The 19,383-nt window shown below is 69.0% G+C and carries 14 protein-coding genes and 1 pseudogene; 6 read left to right on the top strand and 9 right to left on the bottom strand.

What is annotated here, in order from left to right; translation table 11 throughout:
* Window positions 1-3: 3 nt before the first annotated feature.
* The 4 genes from AB0K07_RS06140 to AB0K07_RS06125 form a co-directional block, all read right to left on the bottom strand.
* A complete protein-coding gene (locus AB0K07_RS06140; protein WP_363751317.1) occupies window positions 4-2,343 on the bottom strand; it encodes a DUF262 domain-containing protein in 2,340 nt (779 codons plus the stop codon).
* A gap of 61 nt (window positions 2,344-2,404) precedes the next feature.
* Window positions 2,405-3,919: a hypothetical protein gene (locus AB0K07_RS06135; protein WP_363751316.1), complete on the bottom strand. Its 1,515-nt coding sequence runs from the start codon at window positions 3,917-3,919 to the stop codon at window positions 2,405-2,407.
* The gene (locus AB0K07_RS06130) at window positions 3,916-5,046 is read right to left on the bottom strand and encodes a hypothetical protein (protein ID WP_363751315.1); all 1,131 of its coding nucleotides are present in this window, start codon (window positions 5,044-5,046) and stop codon (window positions 3,916-3,918) included. The genes AB0K07_RS06135 and AB0K07_RS06130 overlap by 4 nt, the downstream gene beginning before the upstream one ends.
* Window positions 5,043-5,927 carry a hypothetical protein gene (locus AB0K07_RS06125; RefSeq protein WP_363751314.1) on the bottom strand — a complete coding sequence of 295 codons (885 nt, stop codon included), beginning with the start codon at window positions 5,925-5,927 and terminating at the stop codon, window positions 5,043-5,045. Before AB0K07_RS06125 ends, AB0K07_RS06130 begins: the two co-directional genes overlap by 4 nt.
* Window positions 5,928-5,946: 19 nt before the next feature.
* Between AB0K07_RS06125 and AB0K07_RS06120 the strand changes: the two genes are divergently transcribed.
* Complete coding sequence (locus tag AB0K07_RS06120; protein WP_363751313.1) at window positions 5,947-6,297, top strand: AAA family ATPase; 351 nt, start codon at window positions 5,947-5,949, stop codon at window positions 6,295-6,297.
* A gap of 403 nt (window positions 6,298-6,700) precedes the next feature.
* Here the strand turns inward: AB0K07_RS06120 and AB0K07_RS06115 are convergent, their stop codons facing one another.
* Both AB0K07_RS06115 and AB0K07_RS06110 read right to left on the bottom strand, forming a co-directional pair.
* Window positions 6,701-7,354: a hypothetical protein gene (locus tag AB0K07_RS06115; protein WP_363751312.1), complete on the bottom strand. Its 654-nt coding sequence runs from the start codon at window positions 7,352-7,354 to the stop codon at window positions 6,701-6,703.
* 279 nt (window positions 7,355-7,633) lie between these two features.
* A complete protein-coding gene (locus tag AB0K07_RS06110; protein ID WP_363751311.1) occupies window positions 7,634-8,035 on the bottom strand; it encodes a winged helix-turn-helix domain-containing protein in 402 nt (133 codons plus the stop codon).
* 128 nt (window positions 8,036-8,163) lie between these two features.
* Here AB0K07_RS06110 and AB0K07_RS06105 point away from each other — a divergent pair, with 128 nt between their 5' ends.
* The 4 genes from AB0K07_RS06105 (at window position 8,164) to AB0K07_RS06090 (ending at window position 14,763) form a co-directional block, all read left to right on the top strand.
* The gene (locus AB0K07_RS06105) at window positions 8,164-8,661 is read left to right on the top strand and encodes an N-6 DNA methylase (RefSeq protein WP_363751440.1); all 498 of its coding nucleotides are present in this window, start codon (window positions 8,164-8,166) and stop codon (window positions 8,659-8,661) included.
* 299 nt (window positions 8,662-8,960) lie between these two features.
* On the top strand, window positions 8,961-9,887 hold the full coding sequence (locus AB0K07_RS06100; RefSeq protein WP_363751310.1) for a hypothetical protein: 927 nt from the start codon (window positions 8,961-8,963) through the stop codon (window positions 9,885-9,887).
* A 366-nt stretch (window positions 9,888-10,253) separates the two neighbouring features.
* A complete protein-coding gene (locus AB0K07_RS06095) occupies window positions 10,254-13,328 on the top strand; it encodes a DUF3427 domain-containing protein (RefSeq protein WP_363751309.1) in 3,075 nt (1,024 codons plus the stop codon).
* A 349-nt stretch (window positions 13,329-13,677) separates the two neighbouring features.
* Entirely contained in the window at window positions 13,678-14,763 is a 1,086-nt protein-coding gene (locus AB0K07_RS06090) for an endonuclease/exonuclease/phosphatase family protein (protein WP_363751308.1), read from the top strand.
* Between the two features lie 97 nt (window positions 14,764-14,860).
* Here AB0K07_RS06090 and AB0K07_RS06085 read toward each other — a convergent pair.
* Window positions 14,861-15,090, bottom strand: a pseudogene (locus AB0K07_RS06085) (nicotinate phosphoribosyltransferase); the annotation flags it as partial.
* Window positions 15,091-15,214: 124 nt separating this feature from the next.
* On the bottom strand, window positions 15,215-17,323 hold the full coding sequence (locus tag AB0K07_RS06080) for an MMPL family transporter (RefSeq protein WP_363751307.1): 2,109 nt from the start codon (window positions 17,321-17,323) through the stop codon (window positions 15,215-15,217).
* 261 nt (window positions 17,324-17,584) lie between these two features.
* Here AB0K07_RS06080 and AB0K07_RS06075 point away from each other — a divergent pair, with 261 nt between their 5' ends.
* The gene (locus tag AB0K07_RS06075; RefSeq protein WP_363751306.1) at window positions 17,585-18,022 is read left to right on the top strand and encodes a VOC family protein; all 438 of its coding nucleotides are present in this window, start codon (window positions 17,585-17,587) and stop codon (window positions 18,020-18,022) included.
* Window positions 18,023-18,077: 55 nt separating this feature from the next.
* On the opposite strand, the gene AB0K07_RS06070 is transcribed toward AB0K07_RS06075, so the two are convergent.
* Window positions 18,078-19,340 carry a hypothetical protein gene (locus AB0K07_RS06070; RefSeq protein ID WP_363751305.1) on the bottom strand — a complete coding sequence of 421 codons (1,263 nt, stop codon included), beginning with the start codon at window positions 19,338-19,340 and terminating at the stop codon, window positions 18,078-18,080.
* Window positions 19,341-19,383: the final 43 nt, after the last annotated feature.

Here is a 19,383-nt window from a genome sequence, read left to right as displayed (position 1 = left end):
TGCTCACCGCCGCGCCGCAGTGTCGAAGTCGAACTGCCGCAGTCGGTGCCGGGCGATGTCGAGCTCGTGGGGCGTGAAGAGCGACTCGTACTCGTCCTTGACCACCAGGGCCTCCACCGTGAGGTCGAGTCGCCCGCGCTCCCACAGCGCCGCGAACCCGTCGGACACGACCGGGCTGGCGAGCAGCTTCTTGGCGGTGGCGAGGCCACCGTGCTCGGCGATCATGCCGAGGAAGTAGGTGGCGTTGTAGCCGGCCTCGCGCCGCGCCGCCTCGTACACCCCGCGCATCGCTCGCTCGAAGTCCGGGACCGTCCCCTGGTCGCCCCCGGGCTGGGCCGGCACGACCGGCACATTCTCCGAACCGTTGGTCGTCTCGGCGTCGGCGTCCGGCTCCTCGACGAGCGGCTCAGCGTCGGCGAGTCCCGCCGCCTGCTCGTTGCGCCGGGCGACGTAACCGCGAAGGGCGTCGACCGAGGTGAAGACCTCGTAGCCGAGCTCCTCCATCCGGGCCAGCTCCGGGTTGGCGTCCAGCTCCAGCACGACCGGGTTACCCAGCCCCGGCTGGAGGCCGTCCGGCCAGTACGCCTCCGCGACGCCCAGCAATCGACCGGTGGCGGGGTCGGCGATCTCGCTGTCGAGGGCGGGCTCGGCGCAGCCCGCGGCGGTCAGCTCCTCGACGAGGGCCTTCACCTGTCCGGCGCGGACGTCGTCGACCTCCTCCTCGGTGACCACGACCACCGGTCGCAGCGGCTCGGCGGCCGGCTTCGTGCCGTCCCGGAGGCTGGCGAGGAACCCGTTGGCGGCGTTGGCCAGCAGCTCCCGGCGGGCGGCGAGGAAGTCCAGGTAGCGGTCGGGCCGCCAGAGCTGCGGGTCGGTCGGGATCCACTGGGATTCGAGCGCGCCCGGGTGCTTCTGCTGGGTCTCGGCGAAGTAGTCCTCCGGCGGCCGCTTGCCGATCGCGAGGTTGGTCTGCTGGGTCAGGAAGGAGAAGTTGGCGACGGCATTGACCTCCGACCGGCCGTAGCCGTGCTTGTACAGCAGCGCCTTGGGGAAGATGTGGTGCACCTGCAGCGAGGTGAGGTGGCCCAGCATCTCGCTCTTGAGTTCCAGGCCGGAGCCGAAGTCGCGGGCGCCGAGCACCCGGGTGAGCAGGTAGAGCAGCGGGTAGAAGCGGGAGCCGCGGCCGAAGCCCTCGAAGTCCTGGCCGTCGATCACCAGGTTGCCGCCGCGCCAGCGGGTCAGGCTGGTGATCAGGCCGTCGATGCCGCTGCGGGCAACGGTCTCGTAGTCCTGGGTCAGGATCGTCTCGGTGGAGCCGGCGAAGCGCCCCCACAGCGCGGCGTGGATGTACCAGAAGAGCATCCGGTCGCGCTGGGTGGCGTCGGCGAACGTGCCGCCGTTGAGGTGCAGGAAGCGGGAGACCACTGGGAAGGCGTAGCGGCCCATCAGCACCCGGTCGTGGTCCAGGCCGAGGCGACCGGAGACCACGTCGAGGAACCCGCTGAGGTAGTGCTCGCTCGAGGTCAGCGCCTGCGCGAACTCGGCCGAGCCGACCCCTTCCAGGAACTCGAACTGGGCCCGGCCCGTCGCTACCGCGTTGGCGTTCCGCAGCAGCCAGTCGAGGTTGAACTGGAACCCGGCGGCCGACCAGGTGCCGAGGTGCTTGCGCATCGTCGAGCGGGCCTCGGGCCAGTCGGCGCAGATCTTCGCCAGCGCCAGGTCACCCTTGGAGAGCTTGGTGCCGCCCGAGTTGACCCGGTTGAAGATGTCGACGACGACGTCGACGCCCTTGTCCGCGCCGGTGATCTTCTCCTGGTGGAACTCCCGTTCGAGGATGTTCCGCAGCCGGATGAGCCGACCCATGTAGGTCGCGAAGTGCGGCATGGTGTCCGGGTGCGACGTGAGGTTGCCGATCTGCGGTTCGATGCCGTCGATGAAGAGCTCGGTGACGTCGACCCAGGTGGGGTCGTCCCTCATCTTCGCCGGCGCGTAGAACTCGAAGGTCTCCTCCTCGACGTTGAACCGCAGGCCGGTGAAGGCGGCCGGGTCCCCCTCGAAGAACGCCGGCGGCTTGCCGCGGACCACCCCGTAGAGGGAGGTGATCCGCTGCTGCCCGTCGAGGAGCAGCTGCTTCACCCCGCCGCCGACGTGGTCGCTGCCCCGGACCGAGCCGTGGTCGGCTTCCGTCTCCCAGACCAGCAGCCCGCCGACGGGGAAGCCGAGGTAGAGCGAGCGCATCAGGCCGCGTACCTGATCCCGGTTCCATACGTAGCCGCGCTGGAACTCGGGCAACAGCACGGTGCCCGAGTCAATCTGGTCGAGGATGGTGCCCAACTTGCTCAACTCAGCTCCCCCACGGATCTGATTGATTGGTCGTTGACTAGCGGTGCTGCGGGCCGAAACGTCACGACCACTCTTCGTGGGCGTCCTCCGTGGTCGGTGCGCTGTCCTCGTACGGTGCCGGCGGGCCGCCGTGAGTCCACGGCGTCTCCTCCCGAGATGGGAAGGCGCCCGGCGGCATAAAGGAGTCACTGAGCGTGGTGTAGCAGATCCGCTTCCCCACCTCCGGCACAGTGCCCGGGGCCGGGGTGAGCGAGCGCCCCATCCCGCCGGTCAGCTCCAACACGACCGCGGTCGTCCCGTCGTCCTTCTGCGCCACCGACATCACCCGCGCCTTCTGCCCACTGGGTTGCTCGGGCGAGAACAGCGTCGTGCCCGGCGTGACCAGCACCGGGTCGGCGGTGGTCACCGCAATCCACGGCCGCAGCGCGCGCCGCTTCCCGCTGTCGTCAATCCGCGTCGGGTGGGCGGCGGTCACCTCACCCACGAACGCCTCCCCGGTGAGCCGGTAGTCGGCCATCACCATCGGGTCGTCGTAGGCCCGCTGCACGTCGTACGAGGTCAGCGCCCGCTCCATGCGGTGCAGCTTCCTGGCCGCGACGACAGCTCCGTCGCGGCGCGGCTGCGGGAACCCGCCCTCATCGAGGTACGCGGTGAAGCTGGTGAAGGCGTCCCGGTCCTCCGCCCAGCGTTTGGGCACGTGCGCCCCGGCTGGCAGCTCTCGCAGCAACGAGATCGCCTGCCACATCTGCCGCCAGGTCGGCTCGAGCTGCGAGCGCAGGATGCCCTCCAGCTCATCGCGACGCCGGGCCACCTGCGAGTCGGTGGCCACCGCCCGGTCGTACGCGGCCATGGCCGGGGTCAGCACCTCGTTGTCGAAGGTCGGGTCGGTAGCCGGACCGGCCGGCGGCCAGGTCACCGGATCCTCAGCGGCGGCGGCCGCTTCGGCGCCCGTCATGCCCTGCGGGGGCGTGATCCAGGCCAGGAGCGCGGCCAGTTGGGCGTCCTCGAGCGGGCTCTGACCGGTGGCCCAGTGCATCGTGAGCGCCTGGGTCATCGCCAGCAGCGTCGAGGAGCCAGGATGTTCGGCTTGCTCGGCGAAATAGGTTAGCCAGCGGCCGAGCAGCGGCACCGACGGATCCACCGGGTAGTCGCCGTCGGTGCGGCGGAATCGGGTGGACCGGCCGAAGAGCCGGGTAAAGCCGACTCCGCCGGGGTTGGGTACGAGGAGCTGTGGCGCGTCGGCGTAGCGGTGGCGAGTGTCCTTGCCCTTGTTTGTCGGCACCGCTTCCACGTCGCTGTAGAAGCTATGGACGTAGGGAACGAAAAGCCCAGCCAGCCCGGCGGCGAACGCGAACCGCTGGTCGCGGTTCCGGGGCTGCGGCACGATCAGCAGCTTCGGATCGTTCCGGTCGTCGCCCACCATGGCGGCGAGCGGCGCGTTGGCCTCGCCCGCCATGGTGAGCGGGATGAAGACCAGGGGCCGGTCGGCGATGTGCAGATGGCGCACGGTGGTGGTGCGCTGGGCGACGCCCTCGACCACGGCCTCGGCCCGCGCCAGGCTGGTCAGGGTGCTCATCCGGCCACCCCGCTCATCAACTCAGCCCGCAACCGCGCGGCGGCGCGTAGCAGCTCCGCGGCCTCCTGCTGGTCCTCGGCCGGCGCGAGCTGGTTGCGGGCGATGGCGAGCGCGGTTTCGACCCGCTCGATGCCGCCCATCTCGTCCCGCACGGACTTGCCCAGCGCCGCCGTGCAGCCGCGAGCCTCGTGCCGACAGAAGTACGCGAGCTCGCAGCTGGCCAGGCACTCCGGCGAGTATCGGGCCTCGACGGCGTCGAGGGCGGCGACCAGCGAGGCCGGCGAGCGGGTGGGCACCCCGTTGTCGTCGGGCGCGAAGTCGAAGCTGAGGGTGGCCGGCAGGTCGGCCAGCAGCGCGTCGATCCGGGTCATCCGGGACAGCTGCCGCCGCAGCACGGCAAGCTGCTTGCGGACGTCGACCCGGACCGCCATCGGCTGGTTGGAGAAGTCACGGGGGCAGACCAGCACGACGTCGTGCGAGACGATCTCCGGGTCGAATCCGGCCCCGCCGAGCAACTCGCGCATGGCCAGCACGTAGACGGCCGCCTGGATCGCCGCGCCCGCGACCTTGCCCGGGTCGGCCTGCCCGTCGATGACCGCGAACGACTTGATCTCCACGACGTGGAACTGGCCGTCGTGCTGGAACGCGATCAGGTCCGGCTCCAAGTAGGCCTGCTGGCCGGCGACCTCGAGCCGCAGCAGCGGGTGGTCGAAGAGCGTGCCGGCGCCGTCGGCGTGGGCCGCGGCCCGAGTCAGCAACGCGCGCGAGCGGGCGTACCGAAGATCCTGGCTCTCGTGGCCCGCGACCGACTCCAGGTCGTCGTACGAGACCTCGGGGATGTCGAGGTCGAGCCTCTCCCGCAGCAGCCGGAGCAACTCAGCGCAGCCGTTGGCCTTGACCTGCGCCTCGAAGGCGTTGCCGCGGGTGATGGCGAACTGCGACTGGCCGAACCGGGCCGGGTAGTCGACGTAGGCGGCCAACCGCTGCTTGTCGACACCGGCGCAGTCGAGCACCGCTCGACGGGCGCAGCCCGGGTTCGTGGTCAAAGCAGCGACGGTCCGGGCGTTGTGACGGCTGGCGACACCCCCACCCCGAATCGCGGCCAACCGCTGGCCAACGTTGGTCATGCTGTCCCCCTGAGTAGGCGCAGCTTGCTGCCGAAGAGCTGCTCGGCCTCGTCCATCTGCCGACGAGCACGCTCGGCCGCCGCTTCCCGCTGCGACTGGTCGGCCGCTGCGTGCACCTCAAGCTCGGCCTGCGCGGCCTTGGCCACGGTGGCCGGGTCTACCGCCCCATGCGGTTCGGCTGCTCCCGGGATGGTGGTGGCGAACCGCCAGAGCAGCCGGGTGACGCCCGAATCCTCCTCAGGCATCCTGGTCGCCCGTTCCGCCACCTTGATGGCGGCTGTCAGAAAGTCGACACGGAGGCTCAACGGCCCGATGATGCGACTCTCGAGTGGCCAGGTGGAGATGGCGAGCAGGCCCCGGGCTGGGGCAAGGTGTTCCGCGGTGAGGGCGGAACAGAGGTAGTACGGCCGGGAGTGCCGCGCCGTGCGGAAAGATCGCTCCTCGTCCCGACGCAGGTGGGTGAGCTTGTTCGCCGCGATTCCGGTGGCACCCGCACCGTAGAAAGCGGCGTGGACCTCGGCGATCAGCTTCGGTGCGGCCGGCACCGTCAGCAGGGTGAGCGCGTGGTGGACCTGCTCCCGCACCGGCACAAGCGGTGCTTGCGGCTTCGACGGCGCGGCGTCGAGCTCCACCTCGTCGGTGAGGTCGCTCAGGGCCTGCTCCCAATCCTTTTCCGCACTCCGCAACTCAGCCCGTAACGCCCGAGCCCGAGCCGCGTCGCGGGCCATCACCGCTCGGCGGACAGCTGCTCGGAGGTCTTCGATCCGGCGCTCGAGGTTCTCTATGGACTCGGCCACGAACAGCATGGTACAAGTTCCAGTGTCTTCCAGCAATCCCCTGGCAAGTGGGTTGTTTGTTGACGCAACAATACTTACCGTCATGCCTGGAAGGGAGACCCGTATGGCCCCGGACCAGCCCTTACTCGACCAGGTTTTCGACCGGTTGGCCGAGGACAACGTCGCTGACGACGTCGTAGACCTTGTGCTCGGTGCGTACGTCGGGGACGAACAGCTGGCCGCCGTCCTCGGCGGGCAGCCCGTCGACCTGCCGGAGCGGGCCCCGTCCACGCGACGGCGTCCACAGCCGCTCTACCTGGAATCCATCACCGTTGCGGGCTTTCGAGGCGTGGGTCCACAGCAGACCCTCCGGCTGCAGCCGCACGCCGGACTGACCCTCGTGATCGGACGAAACGGCTCCGGCAAGTCAAGCTATGCCGAGGCCGTCGAGCTCGCCCAGCCGTCGAAGTCGTAGCCGTACTTGCGGCCTTCCTGCGGGTCGGAGTACACGAAGACGTTCGGCGTCGAAGCGGAGGGCTGAATCCCACCCTGGAGCGAGCCGCCCCATCGGCGCTGGCGTTCGGCTCTGGTCAAGATGTCACCTGGACGAAGATCGATCGTTCCCACGGCTGTGGATGGTAGATCAACGGTCCGACGATTCAGGCGCCCGCGAGCAAGGTCAGGGCGCGTCTAGGGCGTCAGATGCCGACCGTCGATGACCAACAACGCCGATAGGTGGCTGGCAATACGAGCTAGCAGCCTTGATCGAGGCTGCGACCTGGTGGGCGACGGACGAGTCGACCTGTACGCCGGATACTGATGCACAGGCGGCAGGAAACTTAGCCGCGACGACCTGCTCGGCTCTAGCATGTCACCGCCTACGTGTCACACCTTACTCGGCGAACTTCCAGCAGCCGACCCTTCGCGGACCGCCACCACCGGCCAGCGTTATCCCGAAACTCCAACTGCACAAGCGGACTGACTTCCGTACTAGCTCCCGTGACTTGCAACTCGACCGTCTTCCCTGGGGGCAGCACCGGCACTGTTAGCGGAGGGCCGATATGATCTTCCTTCAGCGTCTCATGAGTGCGAAAGACTCGGCCCCGATGGGGTGTTGTCCATTCTGAGTCGCGTCTGTACAGAGTGGGAAGCACGTCGAAGGCCGGCAGTTCGGAGGCGTTGCGAATCCATACTCGCCACACCACCGCCGTCTCGCGGCTAGGCCCGGCGCTGAAGACTTCCTCTCGGCGCTCGACCGGTCGCTCCTCCGATCCGTACCAGGCCGCAATCTTCTCCGCCTGCTGTCGACGCCGGTCCTGATTACGCTCACCGTCGCGGTCCGCCTCTCTGCCATAGAGCAGCAGCGCCGCCACGAAGGCGCCAGTCGTGCCCAGGCCACCGACCCACGTGCCGGCGGTGTTGCCGCCATCCCAGCCACCCGAAATTGCAGCAACGGTGACGAAGGCGCCCACGGAGAGCAACGCGGCTACGAAGGACGCGATGGCAAGCACCCGGGTCTTGGGCCGGCTCACCGCGCGCTCCCCTCGATACGAAGCACCCAGAGGTGAACGGCATTTCGACCGGACGCGTGCGACTGCCACATCACCGCGGCCTCGGGCCGGGGGTCGCTGCGGCACAGGTCCCGAACCTGGCTGATCAGTAAATGCTGTGGGAGCACGGCATGAACCTAATACACCAACGCCATCGACTACCTTTCTCCGCTGGTCGAGCAACGAGGCCCCGCCCGGCCTCAGTCGAGCACCGGCGACACCACCTGCGAGACGCGTCCTACATCCGAGGCCGGTCGGTGGCTATCGCCCGACGCGGATGCGGTCGGCGGCGTAGAGCTCCCGGGAGCCGTCGGCGCGGAAGATTACGATTACCGGGATGCCCTCGCCCATCTCCAACTCGCGTCGCTCGACGGGTGTAGGCATCCGAGCGGTGGCGGTGTCGCCCTTCAGGAGGGTCACCGTTTCGGTCGGCTCGACGGCGCGGACGAACGTGCCGCGCGGCGGTTCCACGATCACGAGCCCTTCCGACCGGAGTAGTGCTACCGCTTGTCGGACGCTTGTGCGACTCAGCCCGTACTCCTGAGCCAACCGCAGCTCGCTGGGCGGTGAAGCCCCGGGCGCGAGATCGCCGGACGTGATCCGGTCTCGCAGGAGGTCTGCGAGCTGCCGGAACACGGCACGATCCGCACGGGGGTCGATCACGAACGTGACGCTACGTGCCCAACAGTTCTACATCTGAGTGTATATACAGTCCTACATAATTGCGGGGGCCTTAGCTTCGGCCTCACGCCGAGCGCCGGTCCGGAGCAAGTGCCCGCGACCATGGCACTCTGATCAAGAAGTTCGCCGACGACTCCGGGCACACGGCCCAGGAGTTCTACACCAACCGCACCCTCGTCCACATCATGACGATGATGCTCAAGCCTGAGCCGGGTGAGTCGGTGTACGACCCCACCTGCGGCACCGGCGGCATGCTGATCTCCACCGCCGCTGAACTCCGGCGCCAGGGCAAGGAATGGCGCAACCTGCGGCTGTACGGACAGGAACTCAACTACGGCAGTTCCGCGATCGCCCGCATGAACCTGTTCCTGCATGGCATCGCCGACGGCCACATCGCCCACGGCGACGTGCTTAACAACCCCAAGTTCCACGACGACCACGGACGACTCCGCATCTTCGACGCAGTCCTCGCCAATCCGCCCTACTCCATCAAGGCATGGAACCGCGACGCGTTCCGCAACGACGCTTACGGGCGCAACATGTGGGATGTCCCGCCACAGGGTCGCGCCGACTACGCCTTCTTCCCCTCGTCGCGTGGGGCGGACTGACGAACCCAGCCCGAGACGGTCCGAAGAACCAGCACCTGCGGGTGCGGGTGTGGGAGGCGGCCGACGTTGTCGACGCCGTGCTGCGCACCTACGACCGGCTTCCTGAGGAGCTCCGAGCCCAGTTGCCGCTGCGTCGCGTGTGGATGCTCTCCGACGGTGGCCTCTGCTGTCGCGGGTAGCCCCCGTCGATCGATGCCCGCCTCCGCTGAGCGTCGATCTTGTGGTTCATGCCCAGTAGCACGTAGCGGGCCTCAGGTGGCGATGGACAAAGCGCTGGACGGTCAGCGAAGATCACTTACGTGAGGGAGTCGGGGACATGGGATTACGAAGGTTTGATCCGGAAGGTTCACGTGTACTTCGCGCGGGCTCGAGAGCACCCGCGGGCGGACGGTGAGATCTTCGCGCTGTGGCTGCTACTCGGGCTCGAATTCCTGCTTCGTGCGCCGCTGGCTAGAGTAAGCCCGATGCTCCTAGCCGATCTCAACGGCGATGCGCTTATGCACGCGGCGGGCTTCCCAGGCAAACCCGGTGCAGAACCGAAGTCCGTTCCGCTGACAACGGTGATTCAGCGTCTTTCCAGGATTGTTGATGGCTTCGACCAAGACCGGCAGAATGACGCGGTGATCTTGGTTGGTTTGAGGAACAGAGAACTTCACAGCAGCGAAGCTGCGATGACGGTGAATGAATCAAAGTGGCTTCCGCGATTCATGCGCATCGTAGACGTTATCGGGCCACATCTCGGCCTTGACCCAGTCTTTCTGCTCGGTGAGCAGGTGGTTAAACAGGCTAGAGCCTTGGTTGATGCCGAGGACCGCAGGCTGGAAAGAGAGACTAAACAGCGGGTGGAAGCCCGCAGAGCGTTTTTTGCCGAACTGCACGAAGACGAAGTGGCGGCGCGGCGCGACATGGTGCCTCATATAGGTGATGCCCTACTCCCGTGGCCGGGAGAGGCGGCAAATTGTCCTTCGTGTGCCACCCTTATTGGCGTAGAGAGCGAGCCGGTGCGGACGACCGACGAACGTCTTCAAGGAGGGGGAATCTATCGCGATGTGATCTACGTGGTCACTGGCATGAGCTGTCCGGTCTGCGGGCTCGAACTGAAAAGTACTGCCGAGGTTTCATGTGCCGGTCTGCAGCAGCAGTACATGAAGCATGAGTACGAGAGCTTGGAGGACCGCTTCCTGCAAGATTACGAGCCCGACGAGGACGAAGATGAGGACGAGTAGCTCGGCCTAACGGTCTCCGTGGGAGGCTGGCCGGCGACCGGACGCGGCGTGAGTCGAGCGCCCGAAGGTGCGCGTCCAGCGGCTGATCTGACGCCAGCAGTACAGCAGCCAAGAACAGCAGCGAAGAACAGCAACCGTGCCAGCCGCACCAAGCCGGCAACGACGAAGACAGCCCGGATGACCTCGAACCACACCGCAGAAGGCCGGCTCGCCGGCAATCCATAGATCTAGGAACGTTAGCCCGTTCCGCAGCGGACGGATGATCTCACCCTAACGAGGGCCGCTGCAGCTGCTGACTCAGCGGGCGGAGCCTGTTAACAACCAGGGGGACAGCGCAACGGGACGCCTACTGGTTAGCTTTCCGGCGTGACGGATCTTGAGCGGGGCATCTACGAGCACCTCATCACCCAGGAGCTCGCCGGGCGTCTCCAGCACGTCGATCCCGCCCTGGTCCAGCATGACAAACTCGACCCGGCCGACGCGCACGACGTTCTCGCCAGGCACATCGCGACCCTCGCCCGGCGGGCGCTGCTCGCCGTTCCGGGCGGAGACGACAAGCTCGCCCGCCAAGTCGAGGTGGCCAACCGGATCGCCGAAAGCATCGCGGTGGTCAAGCCGCACGCGGTCGGCGCCGACGACCAGGTCGCCGACGCCGAGCACTTGCTGCACGCCATCGCGGCGCTGCCGACGCCGCCCGCCGTGCCCACCTTCCCGGTACGCCCCACCACCCCATTCTCCACTGGCGCGCTGCTGGTCAACGGCCGCCAACAGCCGCGGATCGGCCATGAGGTCACCCACGAGATGGCGTCGGCCGACAGCGTCGACCTGCTCTGCGCGTTCATCAAATGGCACGGCCTGCGCCTCGTCGAGCCGGCGATCCGTGAGCTGATCGACCGCGGAGGCCATATCCGCATCATCACCACCACCTACCTGGGCGCCACCGACCAGCGCGCCCTCGACCGGCTCACCGAGTTGGGCGCCGAGGTCAAGGTCTCCTACGAAACCAGAACCACCCGCCTACACGCCAAGGCGTGGCTATTCCGCCGCAACAACGGCACCACCACCGCGTACGTCGGCTCGTCGAACCTGTCGAAGTCGGCCCTGGTCGACGGCGTGGAGTGGAACGTGCGGGTCTCGAACCTAGAGCAGCCGCACGTCATTGACACCTTCACCGCGACGTTCGAGGACTACTGGAACGACCCGGCGTTCGAGGCGTACGACCCGGCGAAGGATGGCGAGCGGCTGGGCCACGCGTTGCGCGGCGAGCGCGCCGGCGAGGCGCCGACGGAGATCGCGAACCTCGAGGTCCGGCCGTACAGGTATCAGCGGGAGATCCTGGACGACCTCACCGCCGAGCGTGCGGTACACGGACGGTGGCGGAACCTGGTGGTGATGGCGACCGGCACCGGCAAGACGGTGGTCGCCGCCCTCGACTACCGGCGGCTGCACCGGGACAAGCGGGTGGACTCGCTGCTCTTCGTCGCCCACCAGGAGCAGATCCTGCGGCAGAGCCGGTCGACGTTCCGGCAGGTGATGGGGGACGGCAGCTTCGGCGAGACGCTAGTCGGGGGCGCGAAGCCGACACAGTGGCGGCACGTCTTCGCCTCCATCCAGTCGCTGCACCGGCAGGAGATCGACCCGGAGCGATTCGACATAGTGATCGTCGACGAGTTCCACCACGCCGAAGCGCCGACGTACGCGCGGCTGTTGGAGCGGCTGCGACCGCGCGTACTCCTGGGGCTGACAGCAACGCCCGATCGGGCCGACGGCGGCGACGTGCGCCGGTGGTTCGACGGCCACGCGGCCGTAGAGCTGCATCTGCGGGAGGCCCTGGAACGGCAGTTGTTGGTACCGTTCCACTACTTCGGGCTGCACGACGACGTGGACCTGTCCCAGTTGCAGTGGAAGCGCGGGCAGGGCTACAACCCGGCGGAGCTGGACGGCCTTTACACCGGCAACCACGCGCGGGCGCGGATGGTGCTGCGGGCCACTCGGGATCTGGTTGACCTGGGGAGGATGCGGGCGCTCGGGTTCTGCGTGAGCATCGGGCACGCCGAGTTCATGGCGGACTGGTTCACCCAGCAGGGCGTACCGTCGGCGGCGGTAACCTCGAAGGTCGACCCCGCGGGCCGGCAGGCACTGATCCGGGACTTCAAGGCCGGCGAGTTGCGGGTGCTCTTCACCGTGGACCTGTTCAACGAGGGCGTCGACCTGCCGATGGTCGACACGATCCTCATGCTGCGACCCACCGAAAGCGCGACGATCTTCCTCCAGCAGCTCGGCCGTGGGTTGCGCCTGGACGACGACAAGCCCTGCCTGACGGTGCTCGACTTCATCGGCGGGCAGCACGCCAACTTCCGATTCGACCTCCGCTGGCGGGCACTAACCGGGGTCAGCCGCCGGGAGGTGTACGACACGGTTGAGCAGGACTTCCCGTCGTTGCCGAGTGGGTGCCACGTCGAGCTGGACAGGGTGGCGAAGGAGGTGGTGCTCCGCAACCTGGAGAAGGCGGTGCCGTCTTCGAAGAACAGCATGGTGGCCGAGTTGCGGCAGGTCGGCGACGTGACGCTCGCCGAGTTCCTGCGGGAGACCGGTCTGGAGATCGAGGACGTGTACCGGTCGGCGACGCTCGGCGGGTGGACCGGGCTGCGGCGGCTCGCCCGGGTGGAGACGTCCGCGCCGGGGCCGGACGACCGGGAGTTGGGTCGGGCGATCGGCAGGATGCTGCACACCGACGACCCCGAGCGGCTGGCACTGTGGGAGCAGGTGGCGGCGGGCGGAACGGTGACCGGCGGGCGGTTGCTGGACATGCTGCACTTCAGCCTGTGGGGGCCCAACGTGCCGCTGTCGGAGCGGGACGAGCGGTTGGCGCGGCTCTGGGGTGAGCCGGCCCGTTGCGTCGAGCTGCGCCAGGTCGCTGAGGTGCTGCGGGAGCGTATTCACCGGGTCACCGAGCCGGTCGGCCTCGGCGGGGCGCCGCTGCGGGTGCACGCCCGGTACAGCCGCAACGAGGCGTGCGCGGCGTTCGGGATGCCGAACCCGGGGTCGCTGCGCGAGGGCGTGAAGTGGCTTGAGTCAGAACAGGCGGATCTGTTCTTCGTCACCCTCTTGAAGTCTGAACAGCACTACTCCCCCACAACCATGTACGCCGACCGGGCCATCACCGAGACGCTGTTCCAGTGGGAGTCGCAGAGCACCACGTCGTCGGCGTCAGCGACCGGACAGCGGTACATCCACCATGCGTCGCAGGGGTCGACCGTGCACCTGTTCGTACGGGAGACCAAGGTCGCGGAAGGTGCCTTGGGCGTGCCGGCGTACCTGTACGCCGGGCCGATGACGTACCGGCGGCACAGCGGGGATCGGCCCATGCGCATTGAATGGGAGTTGGCGCGCCCGCTCCCCGCTGACCTCTATGCCGCAGCCCGAGCCATCGCTGCGTGACCAGCAGGGAAAATCGCTAGGAGCAACGACAGATGCCGAGGACTGAAGGGCGTACGCCGCACGAGAGGCAGATGTCGGCAGGAGGCCGGGACGCCGCTCGCGGCGAAGGGCCGAGGCCCCCGCCGCTGGGCGGCCGGCCTTCGGAGTACCCGTACCGGTTGGCGGGTGGGGCCGAACCGCCGATATCCACGGCTGTCCCCGACCGCCTCGCGGCGATACGGTGCACGCACCGCCTCGGGCCGCGCCCCGCCGACAGGTCGCGACGCCGCCTTCCGCGTCCCCATCCGCACCACCGGATCGATCTCACGTCCGACGCCGGCGTAGTCGCCGGGAGAGAGGATCGACAAGGATGCTCCCGACACCCACCACCTCCTGGCGAACGGCGAGAGTCACCCTCGCAGCCGCCATCGCCCTGGTCACCCTCGGCGTTTTCAGCGCACCCGTCCACGCCGAAGGAAAATCCAAGGTCACCGTGATGACCCGGAACCTCTATCTGGGCGGCGATCTGACGCCATCCATCGGCGCGCCGACACCAGGGGCGTTCCTGGCCGCGAACTCCGCGCTGTTGAGCCACGTCGACCTGGTCGACTTTCCCGCCCGGGCGAAGCTGCTCGCCCGGGAGATCACCAAGAACAAGCCGGACCTGGTCGGACTGCAGGAGGTCGCTCTGTGGCGCACCGGCACGTTCGCTGACCCCGCACCAGCCACCGACATCCGCTACGACTACCTGGCACTGCTCATGGGCGAGCTGGGCCGCTCCGGTCACGCGTACGACGTCGCGGTCGTACAGGCCGAGGCCGACCTGGAGGCGCCGGCGGGCGCGCCGCACTTCCTCGACGTACGACTCACGATGCGCGACGTGATCCTGGTACGCCACGGCGGCCGGGTGAAGGTGACCGACTCCTCGTCCGGCACCTTCACCAACAACCTCACCTTCACGCTCGCGGCAACGAACGGGACCGTGACCAGCACCCGCGGTTGGACCGCGGTGGACGTGATGCACGGGCAACGCCCGTTCCGGTTCGTGAACACCCACCTGGAGGCCTTCCACGCCGGTGTCCGGGTGCTGCAGGCGCGCGAACTGCTGGCCGGCCCCCTCGCCACGGCACCGGGTGACGTCATCCTCGCCGGGGACCTCAACACGGGCCCCGACCTGCCCGTCGCCGAGAACCGGCTCGCCTACGCCGCCCTGGTGGCCGGCGGGATGCGGGACACGTGGCAGATCCTGCATCCGGGTGAACCCGGTTTCACCGCGGGTCTTGGCGACGACCTCAACCAACCGGCCGACGCCGTCGAGCACCGCATCGACATGGTCCTGTTCCGGGGGGCGGTCGTTCCCGTCTCGAGCCGCATCTTCGGCACCGAGCGGCAGACCCCCGACGGCCGGTGGGCCTCCGACCACCTCGGCTACCTGGCCGTGCTGGCGTTGCGGTAGCGCGAACGCTGCTCCGGGCTGGCGCCGACGCGCCAGCCCGGGGTTGCCACCGGCCCGCCGCGATGACCGCCCCGACGCGTCCGCCTCGGCCCGGCTGTCAGTAGGTCCCGCCCCGCCCCACCTGCGCGGCCACCCGCTCGTGCAGCGCGGCAGGGCCGGGCTGACGGCGGCGGTGAGCGGCTCCGGGTCCGCCAGCCGACGCGCTGGCTCCGGTAGCCAGGCGAGGTCCGCGTCGAACCGGCCGCGCGCGGCGCGTACCTCACAGGCCGGGTCGGCGGCGGCCAGGCGACGGCCGCCGCGCATGACCGGCACGAGCAGCGGCTCGCGGTCGCCCGGCCGATCAGACTGTCGAGGTCGCCGCGCCGCTACGAGGAGCGTGCTGCCTCCATCACCATGCCGCCGTCCGCCACTCGGCGCACCGCGTCGAGACCCTCCGCGTGGACAACTCCCGCTATCCCTTCGCCACGGTCGCCGGCTCTGGCGGGGCGTGCGGCCCGCCGGCCGGCCGCTCGTCGCCGTGCCCCGGCCACCACGCCTTGTGCCCGATCAGCGCGGTCAGCGCCGGAACGAAGAACATCGACATGACGAACGCCGACAGCACGATGCCGATCGCCACCGCGAAGCCCATCTGCTGCAGGAACGAGATCGGCGCGAGCAGCAGCACCGCGAACGTCCCGGCCAGGATCAGTCCGGCCGCCGCGACGGTCGGGCCCGCGTGTTCCACGCCGATGGCGGCAGCCTCGTGTGGCTCGTTGCCTTCCCGCGCCTCCTCGCGTAGTCGGGCGATCATCAGGATGTTGTAGTCGGTCCCGATCGCCACCACGAAGAGGTAGAGGATGATCGGCAGCTGGAAGGTGACACCGGGCTCGCCCTGCAGCCCTTGGAAGAGGTAGACCGTGGCGCCTAGCGTGGCGGCGAAGTTGAGCAGCACCGCGATCACGAGGTAGATCGGCGCGACCAGGCTGCGCAGCAGCAGCGCGAGGATGAGCGCGATCAGCCCGGCCGCGACCGGCAGGATCACCGACAGGTCTCGGTTGTTCGCCGAGTTGATGTCCGCGAAGATGGCGGTGGTCCCGCCGACCAGCGCCCGGGTGCCGGGCGGGGCCGCCGCGTGCACAGCATCGCGCAGGTCCTCGCGGACGAGGGTGATCGCCTCGTTGGAGACCGGGTTCTCGTTGAGCAGCAGGTTGACCCGGGCCACACTCGGGTCGGTGCTGCGCTCCGGGGGCTGTGCCTGGCCCACACCCGGAGCTTTCGCTACGGCCGCCGCGAAGTCGTTGACCTGCTGCTCGGTCAGCTGCGACCCGTTACTGGTGGTCAGGTAGACCTCGGTAGGGGCGAGCGCACCGGCGGCGAACCCGCGCTGCAGGTCCTGCGCGGCCTTCGCCGACTCGGTGTCCTGCGGGAAGCCGGCGCTGAAGTCGTAGTCGGCCTTGTAGCCCAGTACCCCTGCGGCAAGCGCGACCAGGAGGACGCCGGATGCCGCCGCGACGAGTGCCGGCCGGCGCCCGACGACCGTGCCGAGCCGGTGCGAGATGGTCGCCTTGGGCGCACGCTGCCACGCCTTCGACGGCCAGAAGACGTACCGGCCGAGCAGCGAGACGACCGCCGGGACGAGAGTGAGCGAGGTGACCAGCATGACGCCGACCGCGATCGCGAGCGCCGGGCCGAGCGAGCCGAAGAAGCCCAGAGAGGCGAGGAGCAGCACGAGGAACGCGACGATGACCGCTCCGGCGGCCGACGTGATGACCTCGCCGACCCGCTGGACGGAGACGATCATCGCGGTGCGCTTGTCGTCACCGGCGCGCAGCCGCTCCCGGTAGCGGAAGAGCAGGAACAGGATGTAGTCGGTGCCGATGCCGAACAACACGATCAGCAGGATCGTCTGCAGATCCTGACTGACACTGAGATCGAATGCCTTGCCCGCGGCGGCGACGAGACCCGTCGTGATGCTCAGAACGACGCCGACGACCACCACGGGCAGCAGCGCGGCGATGGGGCTGCGGAAGATGATCAGGATTAGTCCGATGATCAGGATGATCGTCGCGACGCCGACCACGGCGAAGGCATTGTTGAAGGTGTCCTCGTTGTCGACGAAGCTCGCCACGTCGCCGGCCACGCCCGCGGTCAACCCACTGTTCGCCAGCTCCGGGCCGATGTCCGCCCGCAGATCGCGTACGGCGTCGAGCAACGCCGGGTCGTCTGGGGCAGGGGCGTCGAGCCCGACGTTGATGATCTGCACCGACTTGTCCGGCGCGACCGCGGGCGGACCGGTCAGGTAGCCGGACGTGTGCGGGATGTTCTTGGCCTTGAGCGCCTGGGCGAGCTGGCCCACCTTCGCCTCGTCCGCCGGTGTGAGTTTCTGCCCGTCGGCGCGCTTGACCACGATGATCGCCGTCGCGGTGGCCTGCTGCGGAAACGCCTTCTGCCCAAGCTCGGTGGCCTGCACGGACTCGTAGGAGCGGGGCAGGAAGCTTTCCTGGTCGGCGGAGGTGATGTCGCTCAGCGACGGTGTGGTGGCGATGATGGCGGCTGCCGCGACCACCCACCCGGCAATCACCCACCACGCTCTGCCCACAACGAATCTGCCCAGCCGCTCGAACATGGTTTCCCCCGTGTGTTCGGCACCACCGACGTCTGGGCCCGGAGCGCCCAGGGCACCCGTCCGTCACTCAGGCGGGCTTCGCTACCCGCTGTGCAGACTACCTTCGCGTGGCACTCCTTTTCGGATGCTTCAGCTCCGGGGCTGCGTGAGTTGCCGCGGCAACAACGTCGAGGCCGTCTGCCACGTCCCCGAGTGATCACGCGTTAGGTTGGCGACATGGAGCAGCGGATCAGCCTGATCACCCTCGGCGTCACCGACGTGGCGCGGGCAAAGGCGTTCTACGAGCACCTTGGCTGGCACGGCCAGGAGGTCGAGGAGACCGTCTTCCTCCAGGCCGGCGGCCTGGCGGTGGTGCTGTGGGGCCGCGACAAGCTGGCCGACGACGCGGGCATCGGCGACCCCGGCTCGGACGGCTTCGGCGGCGTGGCCTTGGCGCAGAACGTCCGCTCGCAGGCGGAGGTCGACGAGGTGATCGCCGCGGCGGTGGCCGCCGGCGCCGAGGTGACCAAGCCTGCCCGGGAGACGTTCTACGGCGGCTACGCCGGCTACTTCACCGACCCCGACGGTCACGTGTGGGAGATCGCCTGGAATCCCGGCTTTCCCCTCGCCGAGGACGGCACCATCACCATCCCCGACTTCGGCGCCACCGGCTGAATCGGGCTGCGAGGAACCGGCCGAGCCACGCCACGAAGGCCGGCGAACCAGCGCGTCAGGGTTCGGTCGGTGGGCAGAGCAGCCGGTCCAGCAGGGGTAGCTGGAGGGGATCCAGGCAGAGCGTGATCAGGGCGGCGTCCGGCGACGGCGATGGACTCGGCGAGGCCGGAGCAGTGGGCGTCGCCGATGGGGTGGGCAGGACCGGGCGGCCCACCGGGGGCGGGTCGGTGGTCGGAGCCGGCCCGGGCGTCGGCCCCGAACTGGCGGACGGGGCCGGCGCGGTCGGCGGGTCCACAACGGTGGGCAGGGCCGGCAGATCCGCGACCGCCGGCCGGACCGGAGTAGTGCTCGACGGGCCGTACGGCGCGCTGCCTGTGGTGAGGGCCGGCACGGTCCGGCCGACCGACCCGGCCCTCCCCCGCTCCGGCGCCACCGGGCCGACGGGTGCGACCGGGCCGACGGGCAGGACCGGGACGAGGGCGTCGACAGTCGTCGGAGCGTCCGCGGTGGTGACCGTGGTGGCTTCTGCCCGCTGCACGGTGCCTGCCTGCCCGGGCCCGAGGGCGTCGGGGCCCAGTGTCGCGAACACCACCGTCGCGACGGCGGCGACGACGACCACCCGGTGATCGGGGCGCAGCGCCGTCAACGGAGCCGCTTCCGGATCGACGGGTGACGGCGGCGAAGGCCGCGCACCCTGGTGGGCCTTCAACAGGGCGTCGAGCTGGGCGGTGACTGCCGCACGCTCCCCGGCGGCGGCAGCGATGGCGAGGGTGAGGTAGAAGCGGAAGTTCACCACGGCGGCGGCCGAGACCAACAGCCCGAGAAGTCGACGGTGATCGGTGGTGTGCAGCAGGGTGAGCGGGACGTCGGGGTGGTGGGCGGGGGCGGCCAGGTCCGCGTACCGCCATTCACGCCGGTGCTCACGCCCGGCGAACGCCACCCGATGGGTGGTCACGACGGCCATGCCGGTGTCGACCACCCGCAGGCCCGCCGGCAGGGTGTTGTCGGGTGTGTCGGCGCAGGTGAGGGGGCCCGGCGTCGGCAGGCCGGCGACGTGCCGCGCCTCGGCCTCGACCAGCTGAGCGACGGGGACGACCCGGAAGACGAGCTCGTCGTCGGCGAGCTCCACCGGCAGGCCGGTGCGCGGCTGCGTACACCCGAGGAACCCGGCGGCTTCGATCCGCAGTCGAGTCAGGTGGTCCTTGCGACGGAGCCAGGCGTCGGTGTCGCGGCGGTACTCGCGCCGACGCCGTTCGTTCTCGCGCTCGGCCCAGGCGATCCGCCAGTGCGGCCCCGGAGCGGTGGGGCGTGAGGTCACGGTCACACGCGGTACAACCGCTCATGTACGAGACAGGGAACGG

Source organism: Micromonospora sp. NPDC049301 (assembly GCF_040678715.1).
In the GTDB taxonomy this organism is placed as follows: domain Bacteria; phylum Actinomycetota; class Actinomycetes; order Mycobacteriales; family Micromonosporaceae; genus Micromonospora.
Note: the sequence above shows the minus strand (reverse complement) of the source record. Positions and strands in the feature narration are given on the sequence as shown.

Coding starts and splice junctions, on each gene's coding strand:
- AB0K07_RS06135 (WP_363751316.1), bottom strand. CDS start 3,919: ATGAGCACCCTGACCAGCCTGGCGCGGGCCGAGGCCGTGGTCGAGGGC.
- AB0K07_RS06075 (WP_363751306.1), top strand. CDS start 17,585: ATGGAGCAGCGGATCAGCCTGATCACCCTCGGCGTCACCGACGTGGCG.
- AB0K07_RS06120 (WP_363751313.1), top strand. CDS start 5,947: ATGGCCCCGGACCAGCCCTTACTCGACCAGGTTTTCGACCGGTTGGCC.
- AB0K07_RS06130 (WP_363751315.1), bottom strand. CDS start 5,046: ATGACCAACGTTGGCCAGCGGTTGGCCGCGATTCGGGGTGGGGGTGTC.
- AB0K07_RS06125 (WP_363751314.1), bottom strand. CDS start 5,927: ATGACGGTAAGTATTGTTGCGTCAACAAACAACCCACTTGCCAGGGGA.
- AB0K07_RS06090 (WP_363751308.1), top strand. CDS start 13,678: ATGCTCCCGACACCCACCACCTCCTGGCGAACGGCGAGAGTCACCCTC.